Source organism: Bacillus sp. 3a (assembly GCF_017161885.1).
GTDB classification, from domain to species: Bacteria; Bacillota; Bacilli; order Bacillales; family Bacillaceae; genus Bacillus; species Bacillus safensis.
In genome coordinates, this window is record NZ_CP067376.1 from 1,209,493 (window position 1) to 1,224,191 (window position 14,699).

Below are 14,699 nucleotides of genomic sequence, written 5' to 3' on the forward strand. Positions count from 1 at the left end.
GTGTTACATTATTTTGTGGTAAAAGAAAGAATGAGGGTTTTGGAGGAAACAAGATGGCACAGATTCGTTTAGCAGGAACAAAAGAGGAGATCGACCGTATTCTACAGTCGTTTGACAAGCATTATGAGGTGACATATACATCAAAGAATTACGGAAAAACGAACCCAAAATACAAATATTCGAAGGATGTTCGCGTTTATATTGAACTAAAATTAAAATAAAGATAAAATTTTAATTGAAAACGCTTAAAGGATTTTCGTTTTTTGTATAGAATAGAGTTGAGTGATGAGAAGCTATGGAGGGATACATAATGACAGAATTTAGAATCGAAAAAGATACAATGGGCGAAATCAAAGTGCCGAAGGACAAGTTCTGGGGTGCACAAACACAACGAAGCAAAGAAAATTTCAAAATCGGTTCTGAGAAAATGCCAAAGGAAGTTGTGAATGCGTTTGCAATTTTGAAACGTAGCACAGCGATTGCGAACGAGCGTCTTGGCAACCTTGAAAGCGAAAAAGCAGAAGCTATTGCTGCTGTATGTGATGACATCATCAGCGGAAAGTATGACGAGCATTTCCCGCTTGTTGTTTGGCAGACAGGCAGTGGAACACAAAGTAACATGAACATGAACGAAGTCGTTGCAAACAGAGCAACTGCTTATTTGAAAGATAAAAATAGCGAGTTCAGCATTCACCCGAATGATGACGTTAACCGCAGCCAAAGCTCAAATGATACATTCCCAACGGCTATGCACGTGGCAGCTGTTTTAGCTGTGTACAAAAAATTGCTGCCTGCTATTGACCAGTTAAGAACAACTCTTGATGAGAAAGCAAAAGCGTATCAAGAGATTGTGAAAATCGGCCGTACGCACTTGCAGGATGCAACACCGCTGACAGTTGGCCAAGAGATTAGCGGCTGGGTATACATGCTGGACCGTTCAAAAGAAATGATTCTAGAATCAACTGAAAAAATGAGAGAATTGGCCATTGGCGGAACGGCTGTTGGTACAGGCATTAACGCACATCCTGAGTTCGGTCAATATGTTGCTGAGGAAATCAGCCAGCTGACAGGTCAAACATTCAATTCTTCACCAAACAAATTCCATGCGCTGACAAGTCATGATGAAATTACGTATGCACACGGAGCCTTAAAAGCACTTGCAGCTGACTTAATGAAAATTGCCAATGATGTGAGATGGCTTGCAAGTGGTCCTCGCTGCGGAATTGGTGAATTGATCATTCCTGAAAATGAGCCGGGAAGCTCCATTATGCCAGGAAAAGTCAACCCAACCCAAAGTGAAGCTTTAACCATGATTGCAGCACAAATCATGGGGAATGATGCCACAATCGGTTTTGCAGCAAGCCAAGGAAACTTTGAGCTGAATGTATTTAAGCCAGTCATCATTTATAACTTCCTGCAATCAGTTGAACTACTTGCTGACGGCATGAACTCATTCCATGACAAGTGTGCAGTTGGAATCGAACCAAACCTTGAAACGATTGAGAAAAACTTGAACAATTCATTGATGCTTGTGACGGCACTAAACCCGCACATCGGATATGAAAATGCAGCGAAAATTGCGAAGCTTGCGCACAAAGAAGGATTAACACTAAAAGAAGCAGCACTTCAATTAGAGCTGTTAACAGAAGAGCAGTTCGAGCAATTTGTGAAACCAGAGGAAATGGTGACACCGAAAGCAAAATAAGAAACCAGGGGCGGCTGCCCCTGGTTTTTATGTGGGAAGATATTTGAGGTGAATAGTTGTGAGAACATTAAAGACAAGGTTTATTAGATGGTTGCGGACACGCGATGTTGAATTCTTTCAAGTAATGTCCCAAGATACGGAGGAGTCAGCTTTTTTGTTATATATTGATCAAAGACGGCCCGAGGGTGGGAATCATATTGATATATTTTTGATCTCTCATTTTGAGCTGTCAGAAGAGTCGTATGAAGATGTTCTAAGTTTCAATAACGATATGCTTGGCTTTAAACCAACCTGTTCGTATTGTATGGACACTCTGTCGATAGAGGAAGAATTTGAATTTGATTTTCCTTGTGACATGCTTGCTGTTCAAAGATATGTAGATGACTTACTAAATAGAGTTCAAGCCAGCAAACTTCCTGAACTGACACATAAGGATTTTGATTTTTTATCACAACAATAAACCCAGGGCATCCCCTGGGTTTTACAAATGATCCTCTTTCAAAATACGCAAAAGAGATTCGGAGTTGGTTTGAAGCGGTGCGTATAATTTCAATTGGTACAGCATGCCTTTCACGATGACTTGTCTTGGTTTTTGTTTGTTTAATTCATTTTCCAGAATGCCAAGCGCTTCAAATAATTCAGGCTCGTCTTTCACTTCATAGTGTGCTTCAGCCATCTCTCTTAATTCCTGTAAAAGAGATTCTGTGAGCGGATCGAATGACCGTTCATAAATCGGACCAAACCAATCGCTCGCTTGATCTACAGAAATGAGAGGAAGATCTTTTCGCTTCATCATACCGCCCATCAAATCATCGATACGGTGAATCATGGTTGTGGCAAGCTCTTCTGCTTCCAGCTGAAAATCATATAAAATCGCAAGCTCGAAATAAACGTGGCTCATGCCCTCAATCGTCAAACATAAATCAGCCATATAAGGAATGGCAGCGTCTCCATACACTTGTTTAATATTGTCGATATGAAGCTGAATCGTCGCAAGCCTAATTTGTTTTGCGAGCTGCTGCGTTTCTTGAGTCATAGGAAGCGCTCGATCGCTCAGCTGCATTTTAATAAAATCCTTTTGCTGCAAAATATTATCGTAATAGACAGTGAGCTGTTTGCGGTAGGCTTCTTTTGGTGTGCCGCCCTCTGTTTGAACCTCATGAATCCGGGTAAATACCTTATCGTAATAGTAATGAAGGATCGAAATGAGCAATGCTTCCTTTGATTTAAAATAAAGATAAAAAGCACCCTTTGACATGTGGCATTCATCCGCAATTTCCTGAACAGACGTTGTGTTGTAGCCTTTGCTGGCAAATAATTTCATGCCAGCCTCAATGATCATTTTTTCTTTCTTTTTCAATATGAATGTCATCCTTTCTTACCGAGAGACAAATGTCTTAGGAAACGTGCGCAAAGAGATGTGACTTATTGGTCATAAACGACGAAAGTTTTCAAAAATTAATCAGATTGTAACTTGTTTTTTACAGTGTAATTCTTTATATTATAAAGTAAGGTGACCAACTGGTCAAAATATGTGAAAGGATGATGTTCCATGAGAGAAATCGATGATATGATTAGACGCTTGCGAACAAAAGGGATTCAAGTAGAAAAAGTCAAAATGCCGAAAGAGACAACCATTGAAAAGAAATGGATGTATCAAGCTGGCAAAAAGATCAAAGCCACATACCGTGATTTCAATGGGTATTCATTCATTTAAAAAAGACTGCGGTCAAAAACCTACAGTCTCTTCTTTGGAACCATGATTGTATAACGTACACCTAGATCATCATTTTCAATAGATATGGACGCTTGATGCATTGAAAGGATTCTTTTGACAATGCTTAATCCAATACCGAATTCGCCCTTTTTTCCCTTACTAAAAGGTTCGTATAGGTTGGACAGCATATGTTCTTCAATTGGAGGACCGTCATTACGAATGACAATGCGGATTTGATCCTCTTCTTGTTTCATCTGAATATCAATCTTACTTTTTGCGTAGCGAAGTTGATTTTCTAGTACATTCTCAAATAATTTGCTCCATTGTTCTGGATCGCCTTCAAGAGCAGCCTCATCATCTAAGTCCACGTTCCACTGCAATTCATTTTTCGACCAGCGTATTCGGTCGACCACTTCCAGCATCGTATTACTGAGTAGGAAGGAAGAATGTGCGGGATGTTGTTTTGATAAATAATCAAGCTTTGTTAAGTACAGCAGATCCTTGATTTTCTTCTCAAGCTTTTCCGCTTCACCTTCAATGACTTCCACCGTTTGTTCAAGATCTCCCTTAGGAAAAATACCATCTTTAATGGACTGCGTGTAGCCGCGGATGACCATGACAGGTGTTTTTAAGTCATGTGAAATATTCTGCAAAAGTGTCCGTTCTGTTTCATCTTTTTGAATGAGTTTTTGTCTCATTTCTTCAATGGTATGACCAAGTTTGCCAATTTCATCTTGCCGGTCAACGATGACAGGATCGTCCCAGTCCTCTTGGGCAATCCGTTTGACGTGCTTTTCAAACGCAACGATTGGTCGGGATAGATAGCGGGCAAGCCAAATCGATGGAATCCAGCTTAGTAAAATAACAGTGCCTAAGATGAAGATCAGCTGTTTAAACAGCGTAAAGGACAGGTCGTCTCGATAAGAATCTGGTGCATAGGACAGAAGAATATAAGGTGTATTGCCTGATGATACTTTTTTGATGACAAAAAAGATATGCTGGCCGTTCACCTCTTCAGAATACCGTTTCGTTGCGGTTTTTTGTTTTTTCACAAACGATTGGATTTTCTCAATAAAAGCATGCGGAAAAAACTGCGCCATTTGATCTAATTCATCTGACGGGATCAAAATGTGCTGCACGGAGCGGTTTTCCGGTGTCGACTTTGGCGAGCCGTCTCGGTTCAATGGATATTCTGTCAGCACTTGCTGTTCATTTTCGATATTTTTATAAATTTCATTTGTGAAGAAGTCACGTAATGTATTAGAAAATAGAATGATCAGGACAATGGAAATGGTGAGCAAAATGCCAGAGATCACAGCCCAAATTTGAAAAGCGAGCGGTTTGTTCTTCATCCTTTCAGCATCCTATAGCCAAATCCATAGATGGTCTCGACCTTTAAGTCGGGCATTTTTTTGCGCAGCCGTCTAACAAGGTCATCGACTACACGATCTGTCCCAAAATAATCGTGTCCCCAAATCTTGACGAGGATATCTTCACGAGAAAAAGCATGTCCCTGGTGATGTGTAAATAAAAGCAGTAAGTCAAATTCCTTAGACGTTAAGTTAATGAGCTGCCCCTCTTCATAGACCTCTCTTACATCCTCATGAATGACATAAGAAGAAACTGAAGTGACGTTTTGCTGCTGCGGGGTATCGCTGTTTTTATACACAAGCTCCAGCAGCTTTTGAACCCGAATGATCAGCTCACGCGGAAGAAACGGCTTCGCAATATAATCACTGCTTCCCAGCTCTAAACCGAGGACACGGTCGATATCTGCATCACGTGCTGAAATGAAAATGACCGGTACGTCAGGTGATGCGGCTTTAATTTCTTTTATGAGGGTATAGCCGTCTGTATCAGGCAGCATGATATCTAAAATCCATAGATGCGGCGGCTTGTTTATGGCCTCGCGTGCCGCTTCTCCGGTTAAAAAAGAGGAGACATTCCAATCTTCACTCTCTAAATATTTGGTTAACAGTTCATTTAAATTTTGTTCATCTTCAACTAAATATATGGTGTACGACAAAGTCTTCCACATCCTCTCAACGTCATTATAACGGGATACGAAGGCGGCATGTCAACAATCACACGCTTTTTTCACAATTTCACATATTCTTCTCATCATTCTCCCATAATGTTTGATTATGATAAGGTCAAGGGAAAAAAGGGCATAGACAAAAGGCGGATGAATAGGTGCTTTTCATCAATGTGCGCACCTTGCTTTTTTTCTATGAATAAGTATTATATAATTTGACATATTGCCATAAAGTATTTTTCAATGATCTTTCCATTAAGAGGACCTGAGTCCTATCTAGACATATGAATGAAACATGATGTAAAGGAGTGCAAGCGATGGATTTCCGAAGAGAAGATGAAGAGAATAAGATGAATCATCCAGAAAATCAAGACAATGAAATGAATCATCAAAAAGATACCCATCAAGAGAATGAGAAACAAATAGACGCACCAGAAAAAGAGAAGGAACTCGTTTTTCACCAGCATGAAAACGAAGCATCTGCCGCGCAGGAGAGTATGACAAATCATTCTCCTCAAATGGTGGATGACCGTGCGTCAAAAAAGGAGAAAAAGCGGAAGGCGGCATGGCTCAGCCCGATTCTTGGAGGAATTATTGGCGGGGGTCTTGTACTTGGCATTACACCGCTTTTGCCGCAGTCACAGGATACAGCTGCCAACACGCAAACGCAAACCGCATCAAGCGAGCCGGCAGCCTCAGATAATTTCTCGACAAAACAAATCACCAATGCAACAAATGTGGCTGATATGGTAGAAGATTTAGAGCCCACTATTGTAGGGGTCTCAAACTATCAATCTACACAAAATTCGTTTGGCTTGAGCGGTGATCAAACAGAAGCTGAAGCTGGAACAGGCTCTGGTGTCATCTTCAAAAAAGATGGCAAAAAAGCGTACATTATTACAAATAACCACGTTGTCGAAGGGGCCAATAAAATCAAGGTCACCCTTTATGATGGAAAAACAAAAGACGCAAAGCTTGTCGGCAGTGATGTCATGACCGACTTAGCCGTTGTTGAAATGAACGCAGACGGCATTGATAAAGTGGCGAGCTTTGGTGATTCTTCTAAGCTTCGTGCTGGAGATAAAGTCATTGCCATTGGGAATCCGCTCGGTGCACAGTTCTCAGGTACTGTGACAGAAGGAATCATTAGTGGTCTTGATCGTACCGTAGAAGCAAATACGTCATCTGGTACGGTGGAGATGAATGTACTGCAAACAGATGCAGCCATTAACCCAGGAAACAGCGGGGGGCCACTGATCAATACAGATGGTCAAGTCATTGGCATTAACAGCTTGAAAATCAGCGAAAGCGGTGTGGAATCACTCGGATTTGCGATCCCAAGTAACGATGTCAAACCGATTGTAGATGAGCTGTTGAAAAATGGAAAAGTCGAACGTCCATACCTTGGCGTACAAATGATTGACCTTGAGCAAGTGCCTGAGACGTATCAGGAAAATACGCTCGGCTTATTTGATAAACAAATCGGCAAAGGCATTTACGTAAAGGATGTTTCAAAAGGTTCACCTGCTCAAAAAGCAGGCTTGAAATCTGGAGATGTCATCATTAAGTTCAAAGGAAAAGACGTAGTGAACAGCTCTCAGCTGAAAGAAATTCTTTACAAAGAAACAAAAGTCGGCGATAAAACCACAATGACTGTCATCCGTGAAGGAAAGAATAAAAATCTAGATATTACCCTTGGACAGTCAGATAGCGAATAAATGAAAAAACAGGTGGATGTCAACATGTCCACCTGTTTTTTTGTGCTTATTTTTTTGAAAGTGTACGTAGTATGATCTGTTCCCACATGTTCCACGGCAGAAGCTGCTTTGCTATGAATGAAAGTCGTACACCTTTTCCAACAAGATATCTCAGCCGTTTCAGCCGCCTCTTTTCTGCTAAACGTACAACAAGCTCTGCCACTTCACGAGGATCTCCATAGTTGGATTTCTGGGCATCAATATGGGCCATCATCTTTTGATAGAGTTTTGTGTATTTCGAACCTTCTGCTGGCTGAATCATTTGCTCGTTCATGGAAGTGTTCCAAATATTCGTCTGGAAAGAGCCTGGCTCGATCAAGGCCGCCTGTATACCGAACGAAGCCAGTTCAATCCGCAAGCTTTCTGTATAGCCTTCCAACGCAAACTTAGACGATACATATGGAGAAAGTGCAGGCATTCCCATTAATCCACTGATACTGCTCATATTGAAAATCTTTGTGCCACTCGTCATAAACGGCAGCACGGCTTGGGTCATTTCCATCACACCGAAGACATTCACTTCAAATTGTTGGCGGTATGTGTCGACAGGAACCTCCTCTGCAAAACCAGCAAAGGCTGTTCCCGCATTGTTCACAAGCAGGGTAATGGGTGCATAGGTATGAAGCTTCTTCTGAAATGCTTGAATCGACTGCGTATCGGTCACATCTAACGCTTCAATATGTATCATGCCAGATAAAGAGGCTTCCTCGATTTCTTCAGCGAGCTTTTTGGCATTGGTTTCCTGTCTGACGCCGGCAATCACTGTATAGCCCCGCTTTGCGAGACACATCGTGATGAGCTTGCCAAAGCCGCTATTGGCACCAGTTACAATGGCTGTTCTTTTCATCATCCGGTCCTCCTTTTTGTTTCAATTTATCATAGTGGGCTGTTTTATTGAATAACAAAAAGGAGCCTGGAGAAGAATAAAAAGCGATGCTGTGAAATAGGAGGAAACACATGATGTGTTGGAAGAAGGCGGGACGAATAGGAGTGCTGCTCTTTATGCTGTCCGGCTGTCAATCAGTTGAACCGTTACAACAAACACATGAAGCAGAAGCAGAAAGTCTGTCAGCTGTTCAAATGAAGGAATTGCCATTTCAGCATGTGCATCTGCTTGTCCAATATGGACAGAAAAACGAATTATACGAAGCGACCTACCGTCAGGCAAGAGGCAAAGAGGAAGCAATCATTCGTGATCATATGAATGGGGCCCGCTATGAAGGAGAAGAAGCCTTGCGCGAGATGAAGATGAAGCTGAATGATATGTCGATTCCTAGTGCAAAGATGAATGAAGCGTATGTAAATGAACTATTAACTGCTTTTAATTTAGATGATGATTATCAGCGGATTCAGATCGATTTAAAGCTCGAGGATGGGACCAAACGTACATTCCAAAGGAAGAAATAAACGAGACTTTCTCATTTTTTAATTGAAAATGATTTTCAAGATCACTTAAATCTGATACACTAAATTGAGATAAGTGATCTTTTACGTCTGTACATAGACGATATTTCATATAAAAATTTGGATGAGAAAAGGAGCGTTTGAGCGGAATGAGTGCCATTTCTACTGAAGGTTTAAGCTTAGGCTACGGAGAAACAATGATCATCGATGAACTAAATGTATCAATCCCTAAGGGTGAAATCACAGTATTTATTGGCAGTAATGGATGTGGTAAATCCACGCTACTGCGCTCTTTGGCCCGTCTCATGAAGCCAATGGGTGGTTCTGTCCTGCTTGAAGGTCATTCCATTGCAAAATTACCAACAAAAGAAGTAGCGAAACAGCTCGCCATTCTTCCACAAGGACCAGAAGCGCCAGAAGGATTAACCGTGCATCAGTTAGTGAAGCAAGGCAGATATCCTTATCAAAATTGGCTGAAGCAGTGGTCGAAGCAAGATGAAGAAGCTGTGAACCGCGCATTGAAGTCAACAAAGATGGAAGATCTTGCTGATCGGACCGTTGATTCATTATCAGGTGGACAAAGGCAGCGTGCATGGATTGCGATGACGCTGGCCCAAGAGACCGATATTATTTTGTTAGATGAGCCGACGACATATTTAGACATGACGCATCAAATCGAAATTTTGGACCTCCTGTTTGATTTAAATGAGAAAGAGCAGCGCACGATTGTGATGGTTCTTCATGACCTCAATCTTGCATGCAGATATGCTCATCATCTTGTCGCGATTAAAGACAAGTCAATCTATGCAGAAGGTAGACCAGAAACAGTGATTAATTGTGATCTCGTGAAAAATGTCTTTGATATGAATTGCCAAGTGACAACAGATCCTTTATTTGGAACACCATTATGTATTCCGCACGGTAGAGGACGCTGTATTGTGCAGCAAGCGCAAGCTGAAACGTTTCTTGCTGCAAGATAATCGTATGTCAAAAGCCTGACATCTGTGTCTCACAGAGTCAGGCTTTTTTCTGAAAAAGGAGCGGAATATCAATGGGAAATGAATTAGATGAAAAGCTGGAAGGCTTGCTTGATAAATATACAGAGCTGCTGCTCGGTGAATCAACAGACGAGCTGAAACAAGATGTGAAACAATGGGTGATCTACTCCCATATCGCAAAAAGCATGCCGCCGCTAGCAAAGCATTTCAATGAAATGTATCCAGAAGCAAAAGAAGAAATCAAACACACGATTCAACGAATCAAACAGTTGAACGAGGCTCATCGCGCCAATAAAGACCGTTAAAAAACTGCCAGCAGCGTGTAGACAAACCCTCGCATTCTTTGTCAGTCCTGTGCGCTGGTGCTCACGAATGTTCAATTCGCTCCGCGCCAGTGCTCGTCCTTCCTAGACTGCAAAGGTTTTCTATCACGCTGAAAAGAAGACAAAGGGCTAAAATAAAAATCATTTTAGCCCTTTATCAACAATTGACTGCCAGCACTAGACTGGCAGTTTTTTTCTTATGACATTTGTGATGAACCGTACGGGGATTGATCTGTCAGTGTTTGCTGGAATTTTTGGTGTGCCTGCTGGAGCTTTTGCTGATCAGCGGCTTCAACAGAATACCAGCCATATCGGAACATGACATCATATAAATGTCTTTGTGTTTTCTGTGTTTCCAGTGCAATTCGCTGAATATCCTGATAAAGAGATTCATGACTGAATTCATTGAGCGCTGTGTTGTATCCACTTGTCATATATTTTTCAGTCGACAAGAGGTCTGTGACAAAATCACGATCGTTCATGTTGGTTGTTGTGGGAACCGGAGTTTGTGGATTCCCGATTTTTTGTTGGTTTTGCTGTTCCATGTTTTTTCCTCCTATTGCATAAAGCCAGTAGACTGGCCTTGCCCTGAGCTGCCTAAATGCTGAAGAATTTGTGTGTAATGCTGATGATGCATTTGCCCAACTTGATTTAATTCTTGTTTCAATGTTTGGTCCTGGCAATGCTCGGCCATAAAATGAGCCTTTTTCATGGCGATCAAATTCCAGTTGAGCATATCCTCTAAGTACAAGGAATCCTTCACTGAAATGACTTCTGGGGGCATATTCATTTGCTGATTGTTCAACTTGTGTTCCTCCTTACGAATTTGTTTCCTTACTGATTCTTTTTATATTGCTGATTTTGACTGGTTTTTTTCCCGCCTAGGTCTGCTTCCTGTGATGGACCTGCGTTTCCTTTTACACTTGCAGCACTAACGCCTGCTTTCGATGGGTTTTTCTTCAAACGAGACATGTGGACATCACCTCCATTCTTACAATTCCCTCTCATCTTTAATTCATACGCCGCAAAATAAGGCACACGAGAATGTGTAAATTTTTGAAATCTGCTATTGAACTGTTTCGGAAAATCTTTTAAGATAAAGAAAGAGGCATTGCTTTTTTTTGGACAAAAAATGAATGACTGTTCATTCAAAACGTTTAGGGGGATATTTATGGGCAAACATATTCGCAAGGCGGCTGTCATTGGTTCAGGTGTCATGGGCTCAGGCATTGCTGCACATTTAGCCAATATTGGGATACCAGTTACACTGCTAGATATTGTGCCAAATGAACTGACAAAGGAAGAAATGGCGAAAAAGCGGACGCTTGATCACCCTAGTGTTCGGAATCGATTAAGTCAAGAAGCGATGAAAAAATTGTTAAAGCAAAAGCCAGCACCTCTTACTTCAGCAAAAAACCTATCATACATCACACCGGGAAATCTCACAGACCACCTTTCCTTATTACACGATGCTGACTGGATCATTGAAGTCGTCACTGAAAAGCTCAGCATCAAACAACACGTATTCTCTCTCATCGACGAACACCGCAAAGAAGGAAGCATCGTATCAAGCAATACATCCGGTATTTCAGTTGAAAAAATGGCAGAAGGCCGATCAGATGATTTTAAACGCCATTTTTTAGGCACACATTTTTTTAACCCAGCTCGTTATTTAAAGCTCTTAGAAATCATTCCTATTCAAGAAACCGATCCAGAAGTACTGTCATTTATGAAAACATTTGGCGAGGATGTACTCGGCAAAGGTGTGGTTGAAGCAAAGGACACACCGAACTTTATTGCAAACCGCATTGGCACTTATGGACTTCTTGTCACAGTGCGTGAAATGCTTGAGAACAAATACACCATCGGAGAAGTGGATTCTGTCACAGGACCTCTCATTGGAAGACCGAAAAGTGCGACCTTCCGTACACTGGATGTAGTGGGACTCGACACGTTTTCTCATGTGGCACGAAACGTATATGAACAGGTAGAAGGAAAGGAAAAAGAGATTTTTCAGCTGCCTGAGTTTATTGAAAGAATGCTCGAAAAAGGATGGATTGGCAGCAAGGCAGGCCAAGGTTTTTATCAAAAAAATGGGAAGGTCATTTTAGAGCTTGACCCAGTGACGCTCACATATGGAGAACGCACAAAGCTAAATGATCCAGGCATTGAAATGGCGAAACAGCAAAAGGGTGCAAAAGCAAAGTTGAAAGCGCTTATTTATCAGGATGGCCGTGCAGGGCAACTACTTTGGAATATGACAGCTCCCGTACTTCTTTATTCAGCTCATCTAAAAGGTGAAATTGCGGATGATATTCAGTCTATTGATAACGCCATGAAATGGGGATTCGGCTGGCAGCACGGCCCATTTGAGCTGTGGGATGCAATAGGTGTCAAAAAAGCCGCTGAACGCATGGAAGCAGAAGGCCACAGTATTCCAACATGGGTGCAAGACATGCTGTCAGAAGGACACGAGACATTCTATCAAGAGAATGCTGATGGAGAGCGTGCGTTTTATCATAATGGGGCTTATGAACAGGAAAAAGGGAACGACAAACATATATCTTTAGCTAGATTGAAAAAGAAGCACGACGTCATCTTCAAAAATTCTGGTGCGAGCCTGATCGATATTGGTGATGATGTCGCCTTGCTCGAATTTCATTCTAAAAGCAATGCCATTGGACTAGATGTCATTGATATGATCAATCGCGCTGTTGATGAGACGGAAAAGAATTATAAAGGGCTTGTCATCGGAAACCAAGGGAAGAACTTCTGTGTTGGCGCAAACCTTGCCCTGATTTTAATGGAGGCACAGGACGACAATTTCTTTGAAATTGACTTTGTGATCAGACGCTTCCAGCAGGCAATGATGAAGGTGAAATATAGCAATCGCCCAGTCGTAGCCGCACCATTTGGGATGACATTAGGAGGCGGAACAGAAGTTTGTCTGCCGGCAGCAGCTATTCAGGCGTCCAGCGAAACTTACATGGGACTTGTGGAAGCGGGAGTTGGACTGATTCCAGGAGGCGGCGGAAACAAAGAGTTATATCTTCGTCACCTGCAAGGATCAGCGAAGCCGTCGCAGACGGCTATACAGGATGCCACGCTGAAAACATTTGAAACAATTGCAATGGCAAAAGTATCAACTTCAGCTGAGGATGCGCGGGATATGAACATGCTCCGCGTGAGTGACCGGATCAGTATGAACGGGGATCACCTGATCTATGATGCAAAACAACTGGTGCTCTCTCTTGATGAAGCCGGTTATCGTGCGCCGCTCAAGCAAAAGGTGCCGGTCATGGGAGAAACAGGCTATGCAGCGATGATTTTGGCTGCTGAAAATATGAGACTGTCAGGATACATTTCAGAGCATGACATGACCATTGTAAAAAAATTAGCTCATGTCATTTCCGGCGGGAAACTGCCATTTGGAACAGAGGTAGAGGAGCAATACTTATTAGAGCTTGAAAGAGAAGCCTTTTTAAGTCTTGTAGGAGAAGTGAAATCACAGGCACGTATGCAGCACATGCTCGTCAAAGGAAAACCTTTACGTAACTAAGGGGGAGTCAAAATGAGAGAAGCAGTCATTGTCGCTGGCGCAAGAACACCAGTAGGGAAGGCGAAAAAAGGATCGTTAAAACATGTCCGGCCTGATGATATGGGCGCATTATGTGTAAAAGAAACGTTAAAGCGTGCCGGTGAATACGACGGTCAAATAGATGATTTGATCATTGGCTGTGCAACGCCAGAAGCAGAGCAGGGGTTAAATGTGGCCCGGAATATTGGGGCATTAGCAGGATTGCCTTATACGGTACCTGCCATCACCATAAACCGTTACTGCTCGTCTGGACTTCAATCTATAGCTTATGCGGGTGAACGTATTATGCTCGGGCAGGCAGACACGATTTTAGCCGGAGGAGTCGAATCGATGTCACAGGTGCCGATGATGGGGCATTCCATTCGTCCAAATGCTCTCTTGGCAGAGCAAGCACCTGAATACTACATGAGCATGGGGCACACGGCAGAGCAAGTGGCGCAAAAGTATCAGGTCACACGTCAAGATCAGGACGCCTTTGCGGTGAGGAGTCATCAAAAGGCAGCAAAGGCACTTCAAGAAGGAAAATTTTCAGATGAAATTGTGCCTGTTGATGTAACAGAGCGACGGGTAGGTGAGCAATATCAATTAGAAGAGCATCAATTCACGTTCTCACAGGATGAAGGTGTGAGAGCAGGCACAACGGAGGAGATTCTTTCCACTTTGCGTCCGGCTTTCTCAACAAAAGGCACGGTGACCGCAGGGAACTCGTCTCAAACAAGTGACGGGGCTGCGTGTGTGATGATGATGGACCGCGAGAAAGCATCCTCACTTTCTCTTCAGCCGCTCGCTAAATTCAGAGCATTTGCTGTTGGCGGTGTACCGCCTGAAGTGATGGGGATCGGTCCGGTTGAAGCCATTCCGCGTGCGCTGAAAATCGCTGGACTTGAACTGAAGGATATTGGCCTGTTTGAATTAAACGAAGCGTTTGCCTCTCAGGCAATTCAAGTCATTCGTCATTTAGGAATTGATGAAGAAAAGGTAAATGTCAATGGCGGGGCAATTGCGCTCGGACATCCGCTCGGCTGTACAGGAACGAAACTAACGCTGTCACTGATTCATGAAATGAAACGGCGAAACGAGCAATTTGGCATTGTCACAATGTGTATCGGCGGGGGCATGGGAGCAGCAGGCATTTTTGAATTGATCTAAAGGGGGAAATCAG

General features: G+C 42.5%; 17 protein-coding genes. 10 read left to right on the forward strand and 7 right to left on the reverse strand.

Features of this window, described 5'->3' with window-relative positions:
- Positions 1-53 precede the first annotated feature (53 nt).
- The 3 genes from JJ692_RS05885 to JJ692_RS05895 all read left to right on the forward strand — a co-directional run bounded on the left by JJ692_RS05885 (position 54) and on the right by JJ692_RS05895 (position 2,165).
- On the forward strand, positions 54-221 hold the full coding sequence (locus tag JJ692_RS05885) for a YvzF family protein (protein WP_122632046.1): 168 nt from the start codon (positions 54-56) through the stop codon (positions 219-221).
- 89 nt (positions 222-310) lie between these two features.
- Positions 311-1,705, forward strand: a complete 1,395-nt coding sequence (fumC, locus tag JJ692_RS05890; protein WP_024423418.1) for a class II fumarate hydratase — start codon at positions 311-313, stop codon at positions 1,703-1,705.
- Between the two features lie 154 nt (positions 1,706-1,859).
- Entirely contained in the window at positions 1,860-2,165 is a 306-nt protein-coding gene (locus tag JJ692_RS05895) for a hypothetical protein (protein ID WP_225315506.1), read from the forward strand.
- Positions 2,166-2,186: 21 nt separating this feature from the next.
- Here the strand turns inward: JJ692_RS05895 and JJ692_RS05900 are convergent, their stop codons facing one another.
- Positions 2,187-3,065: a TetR/AcrR family transcriptional regulator gene (locus tag JJ692_RS05900; protein WP_073207361.1), complete on the reverse strand. Its 879-nt coding sequence runs from the start codon at positions 3,063-3,065 to the stop codon at positions 2,187-2,189.
- Between the two features lie 192 nt (positions 3,066-3,257).
- Between JJ692_RS05900 and spxO the strand changes: the two genes are divergently transcribed.
- Positions 3,258-3,422, forward strand: coding sequence for an anti-adapter protein SpxO (spxO, locus tag JJ692_RS05905; protein ID WP_003212782.1), 165 nt, complete (start codon positions 3,258-3,260; stop codon positions 3,420-3,422).
- Positions 3,423-3,442: 20 nt separating this feature from the next.
- Here spxO and JJ692_RS05910 read toward each other — a convergent pair whose 3' ends face one another.
- Both JJ692_RS05910 and JJ692_RS05915 read right to left on the reverse strand, forming a co-directional pair.
- Positions 3,443-4,774: a HAMP domain-containing sensor histidine kinase gene (locus tag JJ692_RS05910; protein ID WP_044331283.1), complete on the reverse strand. Its 1,332-nt coding sequence runs from the start codon at positions 4,772-4,774 to the stop codon at positions 3,443-3,445.
- A complete protein-coding gene (locus JJ692_RS05915; protein WP_044331281.1) occupies positions 4,771-5,448 on the reverse strand; it encodes a response regulator transcription factor in 678 nt (225 codons plus the stop codon). The genes JJ692_RS05910 and JJ692_RS05915 overlap by 4 nt, the downstream gene beginning before the upstream one ends.
- 326 nt (positions 5,449-5,774) lie before the next feature.
- Here JJ692_RS05915 and JJ692_RS05920 point away from each other — a divergent pair, with 326 nt between their 5' ends.
- Positions 5,775-7,175 carry a S1C family serine protease gene (locus tag JJ692_RS05920; RefSeq protein ID WP_044331279.1) on the forward strand — a complete coding sequence of 467 codons (1,401 nt, stop codon included), beginning with the start codon at positions 5,775-5,777 and terminating at the stop codon, positions 7,173-7,175.
- A gap of 46 nt (positions 7,176-7,221) precedes the next feature.
- On the opposite strand, the gene JJ692_RS05925 is transcribed toward JJ692_RS05920, so the two are convergent.
- On the reverse strand, positions 7,222-8,061 hold the full coding sequence (locus tag JJ692_RS05925) for an oxidoreductase (protein ID WP_080780789.1): 840 nt from the start codon (positions 8,059-8,061) through the stop codon (positions 7,222-7,224).
- 113 nt (positions 8,062-8,174) lie between these two features.
- Between JJ692_RS05925 and JJ692_RS05930 the strand changes: the two genes are divergently transcribed.
- From JJ692_RS05930 to JJ692_RS05940, 3 genes are all read left to right on the forward strand, one after another.
- On the forward strand, positions 8,175-8,621 hold the full coding sequence (locus JJ692_RS05930; protein ID WP_171464862.1) for a YusW family protein: 447 nt from the start codon (positions 8,175-8,177) through the stop codon (positions 8,619-8,621).
- 146 nt (positions 8,622-8,767) lie between these two features.
- Complete coding sequence (locus JJ692_RS05935) at positions 8,768-9,598, forward strand: ABC transporter ATP-binding protein (RefSeq protein ID WP_008347057.1); 831 nt, start codon at positions 8,768-8,770, stop codon at positions 9,596-9,598.
- Between the two features lie 71 nt (positions 9,599-9,669).
- Positions 9,670-9,921 (forward strand): YusU family protein, encoded by a 252-nt coding sequence (locus tag JJ692_RS05940; RefSeq protein WP_122632051.1) that lies wholly within the window; start codon positions 9,670-9,672, stop codon positions 9,919-9,921.
- A gap of 215 nt (positions 9,922-10,136) precedes the next feature.
- Here JJ692_RS05940 and JJ692_RS05945 read toward each other — a convergent pair whose 3' ends face one another.
- Genes JJ692_RS05945 through JJ692_RS05955 form a run of 3 tightly spaced genes read right to left on the reverse strand, consistent with a single transcriptional unit; the run spans position 10,137 to position 10,911 of the window.
- Complete coding sequence (locus JJ692_RS05945) at positions 10,137-10,484, reverse strand: spore coat protein (protein ID WP_024423410.1); 348 nt, start codon at positions 10,482-10,484, stop codon at positions 10,137-10,139.
- Positions 10,485-10,495: 11 nt separating this feature from the next.
- Complete coding sequence (locus JJ692_RS05950) at positions 10,496-10,729, reverse strand: hypothetical protein (protein ID WP_224426662.1); 234 nt, start codon at positions 10,727-10,729, stop codon at positions 10,496-10,498.
- Between the two features lie 44 nt (positions 10,730-10,773).
- Positions 10,774-10,911 (reverse strand): YuzL family protein, encoded by a 138-nt coding sequence (locus JJ692_RS05955; protein ID WP_003212904.1) that lies wholly within the window; start codon positions 10,909-10,911, stop codon positions 10,774-10,776.
- A 199-nt stretch (positions 10,912-11,110) separates the two neighbouring features.
- Between JJ692_RS05955 and JJ692_RS05960 the strand changes: the two genes are divergently transcribed.
- Positions 11,111-13,498 (forward strand): 3-hydroxyacyl-CoA dehydrogenase/enoyl-CoA hydratase family protein, encoded by a 2,388-nt coding sequence (locus tag JJ692_RS05960; RefSeq protein WP_122632052.1) that lies wholly within the window; start codon positions 11,111-11,113, stop codon positions 13,496-13,498.
- 12 nt (positions 13,499-13,510) lie between these two features.
- Positions 13,511-14,686, forward strand: coding sequence for an acetyl-CoA C-acetyltransferase (locus JJ692_RS05965; RefSeq protein ID WP_024426007.1), 1,176 nt, complete (start codon positions 13,511-13,513; stop codon positions 14,684-14,686).
- Positions 14,687-14,699 lie beyond the last annotated feature (13 nt).